This window comes from Pseudomonas gessardii, assembly GCF_001983165.1.
Classification (GTDB): Bacteria; Pseudomonadota; Gammaproteobacteria; order Pseudomonadales; family Pseudomonadaceae; genus Aquipseudomonas; species Aquipseudomonas gessardii.
Genome location: NZ_MNPU01000062.1, coordinates 16,256 through 33,349, shown reverse-complemented (window position 1 = coordinate 33,349; position 17,094 = coordinate 16,256). Strand labels below are relative to the sequence as shown.

Here is a 17,094-nt window from a genome sequence, read left to right as displayed (position 1 = left end):
TACTACAACCAAGACCGCATAAGCCTCAGACTGAATGGCTTGAGTCCGGTACAATTTCGTATCCAGACGCTGAATCAATAGCGTCCCTGTCCAACATTCGGGGGGCAGTTCACGTAAGGGCGGAACCCTAAGTGGCCGTGACCGCAGCAACGGATATGTACACAACCCCAGAAAGGAGTTGTGTAGATACCTATAGCCACCGCAGGCAAGCTCGCCCTCACCGTGTGAACCTTACAAACTGATCTGCCCCCGCTCCTCATCCGTCAGCCGTGCCTTGGCCTGTTCGCTCAACGGCCCCGCCCCCAGCACCTGCACCGGGCTGTCGGGGTTGTAGGTCGGCGCCCGGCGTGCTTCTTCCTCCCGGCGTTGCACCGGCTCGGTGCCAAACCCCAGCACTTCCACCGTGACGATCGACGCCCGGCCCTGGCGCGCTGCAGCCTGTTGGTTGCGGGCCGCGTCTTCGGCGGCCTGGGATGCCGCTGCCCCCGCCGCGCTGGCTGAGCTCATGGCCGCGGTGTTGACCGCCGCCGACACCGGCACCCCGGACGATTTACCCTGGGTCTGGATATTCGCCGCGTTGACCACCCGCAGCGCGGCAATGTTGATATTGCCCGACACACGAATCCCCGCTTCACCGGCGTCGATGGTGCCCAACGGCGCAATCAGGTCGATGTCCCCTGCCGGCACTTCCGGGATCGGGTTAAGCGTGGCGATCCCCGCACCGGTACTCGGCACCGACGGCGACAGGCTGACGTTGCCCCAGTTGTCATACACACGCCGTGGCGGGGTGTAGACCACGGTGGTCTTGGAACCCCGCCCGGCGTTGATATCGCCTGCGGCGGACCAGCCCATGATCGAGCCGCCAAAGGTGGTCATAATCCGGCTCTGGCCCAGCAGGATGCTGTCCAGGGAATACAGCTGGATATCCCCCGCGCCCTGGGTAATGACCCCGGCGGTGGACGGCGGTGCCGCCCCCTCGATGCCGAATGTCTGGCCACCACCCGGGGTGAGCATCTGGATCGAGCCACCGAAATTGGTGTGCACCCCGGCACCGCCGAACAGGGTGATATCGCCCTTGTAGGCGATGGCATTGCCGGCCACGTCCTTGTCCGGGAACAACCCGGCAATCGCCGCCCGCCCCCGCACATAGCTGCCCTCGCGCACGCCGCCAGCCTGGTTGTATTCGCGACCGGCGGCCTTGAGTTCGGCAAAGTACACCTCACGGGCAAACACCCGCTGCTGCTGCGCCGACAGCGCCGCGTAGTAGGCGCGGGCCTGTTCACTGTCACCGACAAACCCGAAGCGCTCGGCCAGCCACCCGGCCAGTTCGCGTTCGTAGGTCTTGGCGACTTTGCCTCCCAGCAGCGTCAAAGGCTCGCCCGTCTGCAGTTGGTTCTCAGGATTCAGGTAAGTCTCGACAAAGCGCCGGTAGTCCGGACCGTTGGGGCCAACACCCGCCAGCATGACGATGCTCGCGCCGGGACGGCTGTCACCTGCGGCCACGGCGCCAAGGCTGTTGACGCTGACCTTGTCCTCCATAAGGAGGTTGCGCCCTGCCGTCAACTCCAGGGTGCCGGGCCCTGCGACATTGAAGTTGCTGTAGAGCATGTCGCGCCCGGCACTGACAATGGAGATGTCAGTCAGGCCGTTATGCACGAACAGGTTGGCGTCGAAGGCATATTCACCGGTATCCACTTCGCCACCGCTGGCGCCCCCCAGGCGCGTGCCGCTGCTGACGATGTCACGCCCCGCCCGCATCCAGACCGGGCCTGCGCCCTCATAAAACGTTTGCCCCACACGCGGGTCTCCGGCGCTGGTGATGGTCAGGGCACGCCCACTGTTGACGCCCAGCAGGTCACCGCTCAACGCATAAAAACGCGCAGGTTCCAGGGTATCGCCCCACGACGTGCTGGCCGTGTTGGCACCGAAGGTGAACAGCGGGAAAAGCCCCAGGCGCGCAATGTTGCTATCGCCGGAAAGGTTGCCGCTGCCCGCGATGGGCAGGGAGTTGACGAAGCCCAGGAACGCCGGGTTGAGGATCGTCGCCATGCTGTCCGGCGCGGCGCTGGAACGGCTGACGGTGAGGTCGCCGCCATAGATCGAATCCCCAGCCAGCAATTGCAATTGACCGTTGGCCGATGGCGCCAGCACCAGTGCCGCCAGCGGTGGCAGCGAGCCAGGGTTGGCGGTCGCGGCACGCCCGTAATACAGGCTGCCGCTGGCGGCCACCGCGCGCAATGTGGCGGGATAGACCGCCGCCATATCCGTCTCCAGCGTTTGCGTCAGCGGCGTAAGGTTGCCACCGGCCGAAAACAGGTCCACTGCCGTGTTGCGGGTCCACAGGCTGAACCAGCTCTGCCCTACGCCGTTGACCCCGTCGTTAACGTAGGCCAAGGCATTTGTCTGCGCGACGCGCCCTGGATCGGCCACATCCTGCAGCACCAGGTCGCCACGGGTGGCCAGGTTGAAGGTGGCATCACCGGGTAACAGGCTCAAGCCACCGGCCGCCGCGGCTGACGTGGCGCGCAGTGGATCATAGGCGCGGACTTCGCCGGGGCTCTGGTCGATCACCCGGCTGCCATAACGCAAGGTCAGGCTGCCCAGGGCGCCGCCGGTCAGTTGCACGTGCCCACGCAGGTTTACCAGCGTGCCGTTGAGGTGGTCCTGGGTAATCTGACTGCCTGGGTTCACGGCACCGCCGACCCGCAGGTTCAAGTCGCCACCGCCGGTCAACTGCAGGCTGCCGTCAGGCGCCACGCGCCCGGTGCTGCCCACCGCCAACACCAACCCCTGGCTGCGCAAGTTCACCGCCTGGGGCACATAACCGGCAGCCAATGGCCGGATGATCCCGGCATCGCCGCCCACGTCGACATTCAGGTTGCCCCCGCCCAACGTACCGAAGCCGGTGAAGCCCACCATCTGGTCGGCGCCCCCCGCCAGGGCAAGGTTGCTGGCGTAGGTACCAAAATTGATCCACCAGGCCGTCGCTTGTGCCGCCGAGCCACTCAAACCATTGCCCTGGCGCCATAACCAGTTGCCGACATTCGCCGAATCCTGGCCGCGATCGTTGCGGACCGGACGCCCCGAGGCACTGAGTGACGGGCTGGTGATGTTACCGGTCAGGTTCCCACCCACTTTCAACGACAGGTTGCCGCCTGCCTCCGGATACCAGGCGCGGTACACACTGTCTGCGCTGCCATTGACCAGTTTCTCGTTGCCACCCACGCTATTGCCCAACACCTTGGCGTTTTCGCCAAGCGCCCGCGGCAGGTTGTAGGGGTCGTTGGCCGAGGTACCCGTGGAAGAACTGCCAGCGGTGTAGACCCCGTACAGCGATTCCATGCTCAGATTGCCAGCGGCCAGCAAGTCCAGGTCGGCGGCGCCGGTGCGGACCACGCTGAAACGGCTACTGCCCCCCGCCACCAGGCTGTAGGCATCACCGCCCGACTCACAGGAGCCGGGGTAGTCCGTGCAGGTTCCAAGGTTGCCAGGGCTCACGGGCTTGCCGACCATGCTGGTGTCGCCGTAATTGTCGATGGAACCCTGCTCGGTCCAGACCAGCACGCCCTGGGCGAACATGCCGTAATGGCTGTCGGCCAGACGCAGGTTGCCGGTCACTGGAGAAACTTGCAGCCTGCTACTGTCGGCCGCCTGGGTGTCGGCCCCGGCCACCAGGCGGATCTCCCACGCCTGGGAGCCTTCCGTCAGCATCGGCGCAACGCCCCAGTTCTTGCCCTGGCGGCCGGCCTCCTCGACCCGCAATTTCACCGACTTCGCATTGCCTGCCAACTTCACATTGGTGCCGGCCGGCAACAAGGCGCCACGGGGCAGTGCCTTGCTGCCATTGAGGGTCACGAACGCAGTGCTGCCCAGACGCCCGGGCAATGGCACGCCCTTGGGCCAGATCATCGCCCTGACACTGGTGTTGCTGGTCAACAGGGTACCGGCCCCCAGAACCGTGCCGGCCTCCAGGGTCTGGCTCTGGCTCAGCAGCGTCCCCGCCGCGAACAGCTGCGTGCCCGAGCCGTCGAGTATCGCCGCCGCCAGTACCGTACCGGCAGGCAGTACCAGGGGCTGGCTGAGGGTCACCGGCACCGGCAACCGCGTACCGTTCGCCAGGCTCAGGGCCTTGATCGACACATCGAAGTTGAGGATCGCGCCCGCCGGAAACCTGGTGCCGTCGGCCAGGGTCACGCCCGTGCCTGGCACTACTTGGGTGCCGCCGGTGTAATTGATCCCGGGGAGCAGCACCCAGCCGTTGTCATCGTCGCTCGGCGGTGGCGGGGCAAAGCCGTCGTTGATGCTGCCGTAGATATTCAAGTCGCCGCCGGCGCGCAGGGTCAAGCGGCCGACTTCGCCGGAGCCATACACATCCGGGTTTTTCTGGGTATGTGGGTTGAGGCTGGCGTAGCGATAACCGGACAGGTCCAGGTCGCCCTGCACCACCAGGTCACCCTGGGGCGTCTTGCTGACAATCTCCACCCCCGGCCGCAGATGCAAGGCGTCGGCGTACGTGGCGTTATTCAGGCCCGCGAGCTTGTTATTCAGTAGGTCGTGGTTGCTGAGGGCTGCGTTGATAAACAGCACGCTCAGCTCATGTTTTTTGTCCAGGTACTTCTGGTCGATCACCTGGTACGGACGCCCACTGGCCGTGGCATCGGTCTTGGTCGGCGCATCGTCGTAGCTGATCATGCCGTTGAGGGCAATCGAGCGCGCGCCCTGGATATCCAGGCGGCCACGGGCATCAATGGCAATGTCATCACTGTTCAAGCGCGGAGCATTGAGCTCCAGGGTGCCACGGCTGCGACCGTCATGGCCCACGCCCCCATCGGTCCCATGGCGCAGGTCGATACGCGCGCCATCGGCCAGGGTCAACTGGCCCTGGCCCGAACCCAGCACCACCATGGCGCGGTTCGGCGCGTCGATGATCTGGCCATGGCTGTCCACCCGCAACTGGCTGCCATGGGCATCGAGCACGGCGCTGCCGTCCAGGGTCAGGCCGGTCTTGGCCGTCAGGTTGATGCTGCCCACCCGCTCGCCACTGGCATCCACCCGCCCGGTGACGCGCAGGCTGCCATTGTCCAGCGAGACACTGACGCTGTTGGCCTTGACCTCATTGCCGATGCTCAGGTCGCCCTGCTTGAGCTGGAAGCTGCGCGCCCCAAACACCTGGCCTTGGTTGAGCCGTTGGTTGAGGGCGGCAAACTGTTCGTCCAGGATGCCGCTGGTGCCCAGGCGCTGGGCCTGGATTTCAACCGTACCGGCCAGGTACGGCACTCGGGTGCCGCCGGCATCGTAATAACCGCTGCTGCCTGCCAGAAGCTTGCCTGCCAGGTCAACCACACCGCCTGTGTCACCCACGGCCACGGCCCGCAGCTTGCCCGCCTGGTTGTGCTGCGCCGACAGGTCGATGGTTGAGCCGGTGGCCTGCAGCACATTGCCTTCGCGGCTTTGCAGCGATACCTCACCCCCCACGCCATATTTAGTCAGGTCGTTGAAGACGATGGCGCGACCGGCCACATCAATCAGTGCGTCATCGGTCAACACCACGTCGCCACGGGCGTCGAGGGTGACCTTGCCGCTGGGCAGCACCACCGCGCTGGCCAGGCGAATGCTGTCGCCCTGCAGCGACAGCTCGCCGCCCAGGCCCTCGACCTTGCCCCGGGCCCCCGCCGAGGCGCCGATATCCAGGGTGCCGCCGGCGGTGATGCGGTTTACCGAGCCCGCCTCGCCGGTCAGCAGTGGCGTGAGAATGCTCAAGTCGCCGCCGGTATAGGCAAAGCCCTTGAGCGGATCATAGGCCCCCTGGCGCTGATAGACCGACAGGCTGCCCTTGTGGTTGGCGGTGATGCGCTCACTGGCACTGAGGTTGACGTGGGCAAACCCCAGCGCCAGGCGATCGAAGCGCTTGGTCGTGCTCGGCTGGGCAAAGTCGCCATAGCCGAACTCGATGCGTTCGGCCTGGATATCCAGGCGCCCATTACCGCTGCCGGCGCCGCCGTCGATGGCGGCAACGGCCGGCGTTTCAGCGCCGAGCCAGATCAGGTTGGCGGTGTGGATGCTCGCCACATCACTGGCGCTGCCGGCCCCGTAGATCGCCGGGGCAGCCAGCATCAGGCGGCTGAGCAACGACTTGCCGGTCACCGCGTCATAGGTGTCGAGGGCACTGGAGCCATAGAAGTTGAAGCTGTCGCGGGCCGAGAGTTGCAGGGTTTCCAGGGCCGGCGCGCCGAACTGCGTGTCACCACGCAACAAGCGGTCCAGCACCTGCTGGGTCAGGGTCATGCCGGCCGGCAGGCGATTGCCGGCCGCCGCTGCAGCCAGGGCTTCAGGGCTGCCGACGTTAATGCTCGCCAGCCCCAGGTTGAGGTGACGGGTGCCGTAGCGCACCTCATCCCCCATCTGCAACGTCTTGTCGGTCAGGGCGACGATACTGCCCTCGGAATACAGGGCAGTCTGGCCGCTACAGGGCGCGCTGTTGCACGCCCCCAGATTGATCCCGCCACTGGCTGCGCCGCCGGCTTGCACGGCGTTGACCACGTTGAGCAAACCGTTGGAGACCGCCAGCATATTCGCCACCTGGTAGACGAAACCGTCTCGTGCGTCATAACTGGCCTTGCCCCGGCCAAGGGTATTGATCGAGGCGCCCTGCTCCATGACGATCTCGCCGGTGGAGCTCACCAGGAACACTTCCGGTGCGGCCAGGCTCGCCCCTTCACGCAAGGTAATAGAGCTACTGTTGGCGCCGACCACGTTGATGTAGTTACCGCTCTGGCCATACGAAACCTGGGTCATCCCGCCAATCATCAGGCGTGCCGCGCCCAGCGCATTGAGGCTGGCCGCCCCCACGCTGACGCCCTCGAACCCCTCCGTGGCGGCCTTGCCTGGCGCCATTACTTCGATCCCGCCGGTTCCCATGTTCATCACTGCAACAGTGCCGGCAAAACCGTCGGTGGCCGCCTCAAAGCGGCCGATACCGGCGAACGAAAAGGCGTTCGCCCCACCACCGGGGTGCAACGCCAGTTTCAGGGTCTTGGCATCCACCGGCAGCAACGCCCGTGGCACGCCGAGCTTGGCCGCATCAGCCACGGCGAACTGCGCATAGCCGGTTTCGTTGTACTGGGAGTAGCGGCGCAGGGTGTCGGCCGAGGTCAGGATTACCTGGCTGGCGACCCGGTTACTGATCCCGGTGTTGACGATGGACAAGCGCCCGGCAGCCGACCAGGAGCCATTGCGCAGCGCCTGTGGCACCTCTTCGGTGCCGCGCCCCGCGAGGCCGTTGATTTCGACACGGAACGCCCCCGGCATCAGCGCATAGGTGGAGGGCATCAGGGTATAGGTGCCTGCGGCCAGCCCCGGGACGCCAGCGTCCAGGGTGATTTGCTGGCCGAGCAACGGATCGACTGCGCCCCCCTCCGGGGCCACCGGGGCATAACCCGGTTGCGCGCCGGGCACGATGGCGTACACCGGGTTACTGCCCAGGCCCGGCAGGACAAAGCCGCCGTGGGTGCCGACCTGCATCAGTGGGTTATAACGCGCATCGGTGGAGCCGCCACGGCCGGAAATAAACCCGGCACCGAGCAGTTCGCCGCCGCCGGACAGGTCCAGCGTGGCCTCTGGCAGCACCGCCACCGATTGCCCACCGAGGATTACCCCCACGCTGAGATCGCCATTGAGGTTGGCAATCGCCCCCTGGCCGAGGAACGACACCGTCTTGCCGTTGTACTGGTAGACCTGGCCATCCACCGTGCCGCCGTAGGGCAGCACCAGGCCCTTGCCGCTCACCGAAGTCAGGCTGCCGGGCAGCAGTTCGACCTTGTGGGTGCCCAGGATGCCGACCTCGATCAACCCCAGGGGCGCACGCACCACCCCGCCCTGCCTGATGCTCGGGCCGCCCAGTTGCAGGCGACCGAAGGCCGAGTAAGGCACCGCGCCCGTCTCGTTGCCGGCACGGGCGATGGTCAGGGTGCGCGTCGGGTCGTAACCGTCAACCCCATCCAGGTAACCGGCCAGCACCCGCGCGCCGACTTCGGTGGCCGGGTACAACTGCGCGGCCTGCAGGGTCATGTCGCCCCGGGTCATGATCTGCGTACTGATCCCCTGGGCGACCGCATCGGCGCTGGCCCCCGCGAGAAAACGCAGGTCGCCCTGGCTGCTCAGCTGCACGTCATCGAAACCACGGCGGTCGACGCTCAACTGGCTGTTGTCGGCCTGGGTCAGGTTGCTCTTGTTGCCGAACAACACATTGCCGCGCACCTCCAGCAGATTGGCACTGGCAGTGAACTGCGCCTGGCTGGCGCGTTGCGACATGGCGCTGGTCAACACCGGATGCTGGTATTGGTCCTTGGCCTCCAAGGGCGCAAGGATGCCCGCCAGCAGCAGGTGCGGTGCCGACAGATTGACCCGGGCATTCTGCGCAGCCTGCTCACTCAGCCCCAGAGCGCCACTGTACAGACGCAGGCTCTGGCCCATGTGCAGCGACAGATCACCGTCAACATTCAGCAGACCATTGCTCAGCAAGGCCAGGTTGTCGAACCCGCCGGCGCTGACCTGGTCCACGCCCAGGCGAGCATGCCCGTACTCCAGCTCCGCAGCCGCGGCCTCGGCAGTGCCCGCCAGCGTGCTGGGCTGGTGGGTCTGGCTGAGTAACAGTTCCCGCGCCTTGAGCACGCGGTCGCTGACCGCGCTCCTGAGGTAGTAAGGGCTTTCCAGGGCCAGGGCCAGGCTGCCGCCCGAGGCCCCGGCACCACCGGCCCGGGCCACAAAGCGCCCGTCCAGGTACAGGCCATTGTTGGAGGCAAGGCTGATACTGCCGCCATTGCTGGCCACCGGTACCCGGCCCTGGCCCGGCAGGTCCAGGTCCGCCTGGGCCCCGGACGCCTCCAGGCGCGCACCGTCACGCACCACCACAAACACATCACTGGCCTGGGCAATGCCGGTAGCGAGGTTGATCGTGCCACCGAGGCTGATACTGCCGCCATTGCGTACCAGGCCATAGTGGCGGCCACGATTGTCCACGGCGCTTGCCGCCCGCGCCGCCACGTCGATCAGCGCCTGCTCGCCGACCCAGATCGAACGCCCATGACCTGCGGCATTCACCGCCTCGGAACTGGCCACGTTCAGCCCGCCCAGGCTGACGCTACCGCCCCAGGCGTTGAGCGAACCGTTGACGGTCAACTGGCCGACGCTGCGCAAATTGATGGCCTGGCCCGGATCGACCGTGATAACCGCGCCCTGGCCGACGCTCAGCGCGGTGCTGGCCAATTGCGCAGCGCTGGAGTCGAGGTGCCCGGCCGTGAGGCTCAAGCTGGCACCGCGCCGCTGGCTCAGCACGCTCTTGAGCGCGTCCTGCTGATACAACTCAGGTGTCCACACCTGCATCAGGCTCGCCGGATCAGTGCCACTCGGCAGCGTCTGCACCTGCTCGCCAACCCGGTACACCGGCACCTCGACCCCGACCTGAGTGCCGTCAGCAACAATCAACCCTTCGTTGCCGGTGATGTCATACGCCGAGAACCCTTTCTTGAAAAAGTCCCCCGCCAGGTGCAGGGTGCCCGCGTCCGGGCTGCCTGCATCGCCGATCAATACCTGGCGCGACTGCAACGCCAGGGTGCCGCCACCGCTGACGCCATAACCGCGAATCTCACCGCCCAACACCAGGGCGCCCTGCGCGCCCAACGTCACGCTGCCGCCCTTGCCACCGCTGACCTTGCCATCCTGGCCGACCGTAGCGCCCGAAGACACCTGCACCAGGCTCTGTGCCCCCAGGCTCACATCGCCGGTGCCACGCAGCGCCACCTTGCCGCCATTGGCATAAGCCACACCCTCGGTGAACGACGGCTGCAGGGCCAGGTTGTTCCAACGCCCGGACGCATCCAGCACCACCCCGGCGGCCACCGCGACGTGCCCGCTGCCCGCCAGAATCACCTCTTCAACGGCATTCTGCCGATTGAGGTTGACCTGACTGAGCACGTTGCCGGCGTGGAGGCTGCCACCGTGGGCGGTCAGATTGGCGTTGACCGCCACCTGGGGCCCGTACAGGGTGATATCGCCACCGTCGGCCACCGACAACCCACCATTGACCGTAATCTGCTGCTTGGCGCCGACCTTGATCGCGCCCAACTGGAAGCCGTTGAGTTGCGCGCTGTCGAGCACCAGCGTGCCCTGGCGCCCGGCCGGCAGCGCGGTGCCCAGGTCGAGGCCGGCGGCGATTTTTTGTGTGCCGCCTTCGATCAGCACCTGCTCCATACCCGGCGTCAGGGCGTAACGCAGAGTGCCGGTGCTTTTGTTGAAGATCGGCGTGTACTGGCCAATGATCAGTTGCGCACGTTGGGCCTGGGCCTTCTGCGACTGTTGGTAACCGTCGAGGTTGATGTTCGGCGCCTGGGTCTGGCGCTCGCCCTGGAACACATCACTGATCAACTGCCCTTCAAGCACCGCATTGCCGGTACCGATCACCAGCTTGCCGGCATCGCGGCCCACGGTATAACCGGCCTCGAAACGTCGCTGGGGGGCGATCAGCGGGTTGTAGTACAGGTCGGTACGGCCCCAGCGTTCGCTGGTGTCTGCAAAGCCTTTGTAAAGCCCGGCGTAGAGAATATCGCCCGGTGCCTTCGACAGCTCATACAAGCGCCCGTCCGAGCCCTTGAGCCAGGTTTGCTGGACATAACCGCCCTGCACATCCACGGTGCCGCCCGACAGATTGATCTGCGCACCCTGTTGGGTTACCACGTCATCCCCCGTGAACGTCACGCTACCGCCCTGGGCCATCCACTCGCCCACCGAGTGCCCTTGCGTGCCCAGATAGCCACCGACTTCCAGCAGGCCGCCGGCGGTGTACCAGCGGTCCGTCGCGTAGCCGTTGGTACCCGCCGGTACAAACACCAACTCGCGCAGATCGACCCACACATCGTTGTTGATCAATTGCCCGCCATCGCGGTTGACCGGCGCATCGCGCTGCTCGTTGCCCTGCACGTTGATCTTGATGTTGTTGGCTTGCATCGCCACCTTGACGCCGATGGCGCCGGACACGTCGATCATCGCCCCCTCGCGCACCAGGCTGCGCTGGCCGGCGCTGACCGCGACCTGGCCACCGGTGGCGAGGGTTATCGAGCCTTTCTGGAAGTCCACGGTGCCGCCGCTGACGATCTCGATGCGCGACTGATCGGTACGGTCGGCCACCCTGCCCAGGTTATTGAACTGCCCGCTGGCCTGGGGGTTCACCAGACCGTCGAGATTGACCAGGCCATTTTCGCGCTGGTTGTTGAGCGCGGTGGTGCCGCTGCTGTCGAGCAGGATCGCAGTGGTGCTGCCTTCGCCCAGGCTGACGCTGCCGGTGGTGTCGCTGGCCGAGTTGAGTAAGTGAAGGGTGCCACGGGTGTCCACCGACGTGCTGGCCAGGGCTACGCCGTTTTGCTGCACGGTGTGCCCGGTCAGGGTGATGTCGCCGGTAGCGGCCATGATCAGCCCGCTGTTGGTCACGCTGCCCGCGCTGCTGCCGGCCTTGAGGCTGCTGGCGACTTCATTGCCGCGTGTGGTGGAACGGGCATTGCCGGCGGTACCCACGCCCTTGCGGATGTAAAAACTGTCGCCGGCGGCCAGGGTCGTCTGGCCTTTGGCGGTGATGAGGGTGCCGGCGTTTTCCACTTCCGTACCCAACAGCAAGGCATAGCCACCGGCATCGGTGGACGTCGCCGCGTCATGGGTCTGGATCAGCGCCCCCCGCTGCACCTGGACCTTGCCCGCGGCATCGGTGAACGTTGGCTGGGTGCCAGTGGCGTCGAAGTAGATCCCGCGCTGGGTGAATTGCTCGTCGGTGATCGCCGCCGCCGCCGCCACCAGGTTGCGCACGTTGACCTGGCTGCTGCCGCTGAACACCACGCCATTGCGGTTGATGATCATCACGGTGCCAGCGCCCTTGATCTGGCCCTGGATTTCACTGGGGCGCGCGTTGGGGTCATTGACGCGGTTGAGCAAGGCCCAGTTGGACTGCTGCTGGAAGTCGACGGTGGTGTTGCGCCCGACGTTAAAGGTTTCCCAGTTGAGGATGGCCTTGTCGGCGGTCTGTTCGATGCTCACCGTGGTCTGGCCACCGGCCTGGCTTTGGGTCGGGCCCTTGGCGTTGATCCAGCCTTGGGTCAGGCTGTTATCGACCTGCAAACCGCCCTTGCCCAAGCCGTCGGGAATCGTCGAGACCTGGCCCAACGCGGCCTGGCGCCCGGCCGCCTGGGCAGCCTGCTGGGCGGCAATCGCCGCTACGCTGTTGTTGAGGGTGCTCAGTGAGCGCTGCATCTGCTGGTTGACCCGCGCCTGCTGGGACAACGGCGGCGGCATCCCCGGCACCTGCGCCCCCGGCCGCGCCGCCGTGGCTGCCTGGGACGCGCCCTTGGCGGCAAACCAGCCGGAACTGAACGCCGTAGCCCCCTGGGCACTGCCCGCCACCAGCAACAAGGCAATGGCATGGGCCAGCGGCTTGAGGCGCAAGACAGTCTGGCCGCTCGGGCCGCGGGCATTCAGGTTTACCGGTGGTTTGCAGCGGACCATCTGGAATCATCCTTCTGTGTGGAGATGCACATCACGTATGGGAGGTAGGCGGTTGGCGAGGGGCAGCACTGAACTTCTGTCATGGAAAATTCATCTGGGCTCGGCAGCGGCTACGGGGTGAGCCAATAAAAAATCAGCAACGGCACAGGCCGTTGCTGATCAGGGGTTGCAGGTCGAGGAACGCGGGCGTTACAGCGGACGACCGATACCGTTGCAGACGTCGGTCTTACCGATGCTCAGCGGGTTGCTGGCGGTCAGGAAGCTGCTGCGGATCGCGCTTTTCCAGGAGTCTGGCAGTGGCACGAAACGGTTGGCGCGGATGGCGTCATCGTTGTTCACGGTCTCGCCGTAGTGCTGGGCAAAGAAGTCACGGACCTGGTTGGACTGGGTGCCGTTGATATAGCACTGGCTGAAGATCAGGTTGGTGAAGCCCAGGATCGGGTAGCCCGACGTTGGGTAAGGCACCACGCCGGCCACGCCGTTTTTACCGAACACAGGTACCCACTTGTCCGGGTTGCCACGGTCAGCCACGGCGGGCACCGAAACGTTATCAATCGCCTCGGAAACGTTATCCGGAGCAGGCGATACACCTTCGGTGTTGCTTGCCACGTCCTTGCCGACGCGAGCGACCTTGGTCGCGTCGTCCAGGCCTTCCAGGGTGGTGGCCGCGTAGTCAGGGCTCATGTAGGTGATACGGCCTTCGGCGACAGTCGTATCGTTCAAGGCACTCATCACGCCCTGGCTGCCGGCAGCCGCAACGGCACCGGCCGGCAGGCCACCGCTGTAGCTGTTGGCAAAGGTGGTGGTAACGGCGAAGCTGCCGGTTTCAGCGCACTTGGCGTTCAGGAAGCGCGTGAACAGTTCGGTGGTGCCGCTGCTTTCGCTGCGGTAAACCACGGTGATTGCACCGCTACGGCCAGCGCCGGTGATCTGGCTCCAGTTGTTGATACGCCCGGAGAACACACCGCACAGCTCGTTGACGCTCAGGTCAACCGCATTGGCACCGCTCTTGCGGAAAGGAATGGCCACCGAAGTGGCCACCGACGGCACCTGGATCAGCTTGCCCCAGCCTGGCTGCTTGGCAGAGGCATAGGTGGACAATTCAGTGGCGCTGAGCTTGGAGTCGCTGCCGGCCCAGTGCACGTTCTTGGTGGTCACGCCGGGTACGAGCTTGTCGTATTTGTTTTCCAGGAACGCGGCCTTGCCGTTGCCGCTGCCGACACCGATGTAGGCGGCGAAACCGGCAGTCAGTACGCCGGGCGTCTGGTACAGCGGCTGTGGCAGGGTTGCGCCACCGCCGTTGACATCAGCGAATGCAGCCTGGGCCGAGCAGAGGGCCGCGAGGGTCATGGATACCGCGAGAACGTTGCGCTTAAACATGAAGAAGCTCCTTTCGTCGTATTCATACGTTGAGGTAGATGGCTCTTGCATGACGCCATGGCACTCGGTTCACACGCCGTGATCCAGCGGGCTTGCGGGGCGAGGCCATGGACACGAAGGTCGCAGTTTCCGATGACAGATAAGGGAAAAAACCTCGGGAGGAACAGCTTGATTTTTAAAAAGATTCTCGGGTGTTTTGGCAATGATTGTGGCTTTTATCGGGGTGGGTGACAGCGAGGTTTCAGGGAGTGTTTCGACGATGGCGGGCGGGCCGTGCGCAGGGGGGCAAAGATGACGCAATGACGAACCCGAGGCGGGGTGATGGGCGGGTCGGGTAATTGACTTGCAGCCAGTCACCACCGATACAAATGTGGGAGCTGGCTTGCCTGCGATAGCGGTGGTTCAGTCACTGTTTCTGCCGGCTGATACGCCGCCATCGCAGGCAAGCCAGCGCCCACATTTGCACCGGCGCAATCTTCACAGGTCAGGTAACCAATTGGTTGATCTCGATGATCGGCAACAGCACCGCCATCACGATCACCAGCACCACCGCGCCCATCACCACGATCATCAACGGCTCCAGCAATGCAGTCATGCCCATGGCCCGCCGTTCGATATCCCGCGACAGGGTCTGCGCCGCCCGCTCCAGCATCGGCGGCAGGGCGCCGGTTTTTTCGCCGCTGGCGATCAGGTGGATCAGTACCGGCGGGAAGACCTTTTCCACCGCCAGGGCCGGCGCCAGGTTAACCCCTTCGCGAACCTTGGCCGTGGCATCGCTGACACACTGGCTCAGACGGTCGTTGGACAGGGTCTGGCGCGCCGCTTCCAGGGCGCGCAGCAAGGGCACGCCGGCACCGCCGAGGATGGCCAGGGTCGAGGCGAAACGCGCGGTGTTGAGCCCCAGCACAAACCGCCCGAGCAGCGGCAGGCGCAAGACCCGGCTGTGCCAGTTCAAGCGCGCCACGGGGTTGCGCAGGTACAGGCGCCAACTCCAGAAGCCCGCGACCAGCCCGGTAAAACACAGCCAGCCCCAGGCGCGGATAAAGTCACTGGCGTTGAGCATTGCCAGGGTCAGCCCCGGCAGGTCCTGGCGCGCCTGGGAAAAGGCGCTGACCACCTGCGGCACCACGTAGCTCAGGAGGAAAATCACAATGCCGATGGATACCAACCCCACCACCCCTGGATAGATAAAGGCCGTGAGAATCTTGCCCCGCAGGTTGTTGCGCTCTTCGATGTAGTCGGCCAGGCGCTCCATGACCTGGGCCAGGTCGCCGGACTCCTCCCCCGCCGCAATCAACGCCCGGTAAATCGATGGGAAGTCCCGTGGCCGCGCAGCCAATGCATCGGCCAGGCGCATGCCGCTGCGCACATCGGCGCGCACTGCGCTGAGGGTCTGGGCGATATGCTTTTTTTCCGCCTGCTCCACCGTGGCACTCAGCGCCGCCTCCAGGGGCAGGCTGGCACCGAGCAGGCTGGCCAGTTGGCGGGTGGCCCAGGCCAGGTCGTTGTCCGACAGCTTGGCGCTGAACAGGCTGCTGCCTGCCACGTTGGCGTTGCCTTCGAGCTGCACCAGCAACGCGGTCAGGCCACGGCTGCGCAGGCTGGCAAAGGCCGCGCCCTGGCTCTCGGCCTCGAGGTGCCCGGCTTCCAGTTTGCCGCTGGCATCGGCGGCCTCATAGCGATAGCGATTCATCAGGCGTCCCGTGTTACACGCAAGATTTCTTCCGGCGCAGTGGCACCGCTGCGCACCCAACGCTCGCCATCCTCACGCATGCTGAACATCCCGGCGTGGCGCGCGGCGACGCGTATCTGCTGCTCGCCGGCCCCCTGGTGGATCAGGCCGCGCACCGCGTCATCGACGCAGAACAATTCATGGATGCCGGTGCGGCCGCTGTACCCGACCTGGTTGCACTGGCCACACCCCACCGGGCGCCAGGTGCCGGGGGCCGCCGGGTCAGGCTGTTTGCAGTACGGGCACAGGCGGCGCACCAGGCGCTGGGCCAATACACCGAGCAGCGACGAGGCCAGCAGGAACGGCTCGACCCCCATGTCGATCAGGCGATTGACCGCCGACACCGCGTCATTGGTGTGCAACGTGGCCAGCACCAGGTGCCCGGTGAGTGAAGCCTGCACGGCGATCTGCGCGGTCTCCAGGTCGCGGATTTCGCCGATCATGATGATGTCCGGGTCCTGGCGCAGGATCGCACGCAGGGCCAGGGCGAAGGTCATGTCGATCTTGGCGTTGACCTGGATCTGGCTGATCCCCGGCAGGTCGTATTCCACCGGGTCTTCCACGGTGAGGATATTGCTCGTGCTGGCATCCAGCCGCGCCAGGGCGGCGTAGAGGCTGGTGGTCTTGCCGCTGCCAGTGGGCCCGGTGACCAGAACGATGCCGTGGGGCTGGCGAATCAGGCCATCGAGACGCGCCAGCAGCTGCGGGTCCATACCCAGGGTTTCCAGTTGCAGGCGCCCGGCCTGTTTGTCGAGCAGGCGCATCACCACCCGTTCGCCATGGCCGGTGGGCACCGTCGACACCCGTATATCAATCGGCCGCCCGGCAACCCGCAGGGCGATGCGTCCATCCTGGGGCAGGCGTTTTTCGGCGATATCGAGCTGGGCCATGATCTTGATCCGCGACACCAGCGCGCCATGCAGGGCTTTGCGCGGCGACACCACATCGCGCAGGGTGCCGTCGACGCGGTAGCGCACCACGGAGTGGGTTTCGAAGGGTTCGATATGGATGTCACTGGCCTCGTCGCGGGCGGCCTGGGTCAGCAAGGCGTTGATCATGCGAATCACCGGGGCGCCGTCCTGGGTGTCGAGCAGGTCGGTGATTTCCGGGATGTCCTGCATCAGGCGGTCGAGGTCGACTTCGTTTTCGGCGGCGCCGACCACGGCGGCGGCGCTGCCGGTATCGGCGTAGGCACTGGCCAGCAGGCCGTCGAGCTCATCGTCGCGCACCTGCTCGATGGCGGCCTCGCCGAATTGCCGGTGGACCTCGCTGATCGACCAGCCGGGGGTCGAGGGGCAGATGGTCAGGCGTGGGCCTTCGGGGGTGGGCTGCAAGAGGATGCGTTGGGATTTGGCCCAGGCGTAGGGGAGCAGGCTCATAGGGACCCGCCCTTGCGGCGGCTCAGCGCACAGTAAGCCAGGGCTGCGCCCATGCTCGGC

5 protein-coding genes are annotated in these 17,094 nt (G+C 65.5%); 1 reads left to right on the top strand and 4 read right to left on the bottom strand.

Annotated elements, in window-relative coordinates; all coding sequences use genetic code 11:
- Nucleotides 1-81, top strand: an 81-nt coding sequence (locus BLL38_RS32065; RefSeq protein ID WP_130898233.1) for an IS3 family transposase, incomplete at its 5' end; no start/stop codon positions are given.
- 150 nt (nucleotides 82-231) lie between these two features.
- Here BLL38_RS32065 and BLL38_RS26965 read toward each other — a convergent pair.
- The 4 genes from BLL38_RS26965 to gspE all read right to left on the bottom strand — a co-directional run bounded on the left by BLL38_RS26965 (nucleotide 232) and on the right by gspE (nucleotide 17,034).
- A complete protein-coding gene (locus BLL38_RS26965) occupies nucleotides 232-12,543 on the bottom strand; it encodes a filamentous hemagglutinin family protein (RefSeq protein ID WP_076965001.1) in 12,312 nt (4,103 codons plus the stop codon).
- Nucleotides 12,544-12,732: 189 nt separating this feature from the next.
- A complete protein-coding gene (locus tag BLL38_RS26960) occupies nucleotides 12,733-13,923 on the bottom strand; it encodes a substrate-binding domain-containing protein (protein WP_076965000.1) in 1,191 nt (396 codons plus the stop codon).
- A gap of 484 nt (nucleotides 13,924-14,407) precedes the next feature.
- A complete protein-coding gene (gene gspF / locus BLL38_RS26955) occupies nucleotides 14,408-15,616 on the bottom strand; it encodes a type II secretion system inner membrane protein GspF (protein ID WP_057445154.1) in 1,209 nt (402 codons plus the stop codon).
- The gene (gspE, locus tag BLL38_RS26950) at nucleotides 15,616-17,034 is read right to left on the bottom strand and encodes a type II secretion system ATPase GspE (RefSeq protein ID WP_076964999.1); all 1,419 of its coding nucleotides are present in this window, start codon (nucleotides 17,032-17,034) and stop codon (nucleotides 15,616-15,618) included. Before gspE ends, gspF begins: the two co-directional genes overlap by 1 nt.
- Between the last annotated feature and the right edge of the window lie 60 nt (nucleotides 17,035-17,094).

Excerpts from the sequence above, each read along its gene's own strand:
- BLL38_RS26960 (WP_076965000.1), bottom strand. The coding sequence starts at position 13,923 with ATGTTTAAGCGCAACGTTCTCGCGGTATCCATGACCCTCGCGGCCCTC.
- gspF (WP_057445154.1), bottom strand. The coding sequence starts at position 15,616 with ATGAATCGCTATCGCTATGAGGCCGCCGATGCCAGCGGCAAACTGGAA.
- gspE (WP_076964999.1), bottom strand. The coding sequence starts at position 17,034 with ATGAGCCTGCTCCCCTACGCCTGGGCCAAATCCCAACGCATCCTCTTG.
- BLL38_RS26965 (WP_076965001.1), bottom strand. The coding sequence starts at position 12,543 with ATGGTCCGCTGCAAACCACCGGTAAACCTGAATGCCCGCGGCCCGAGC.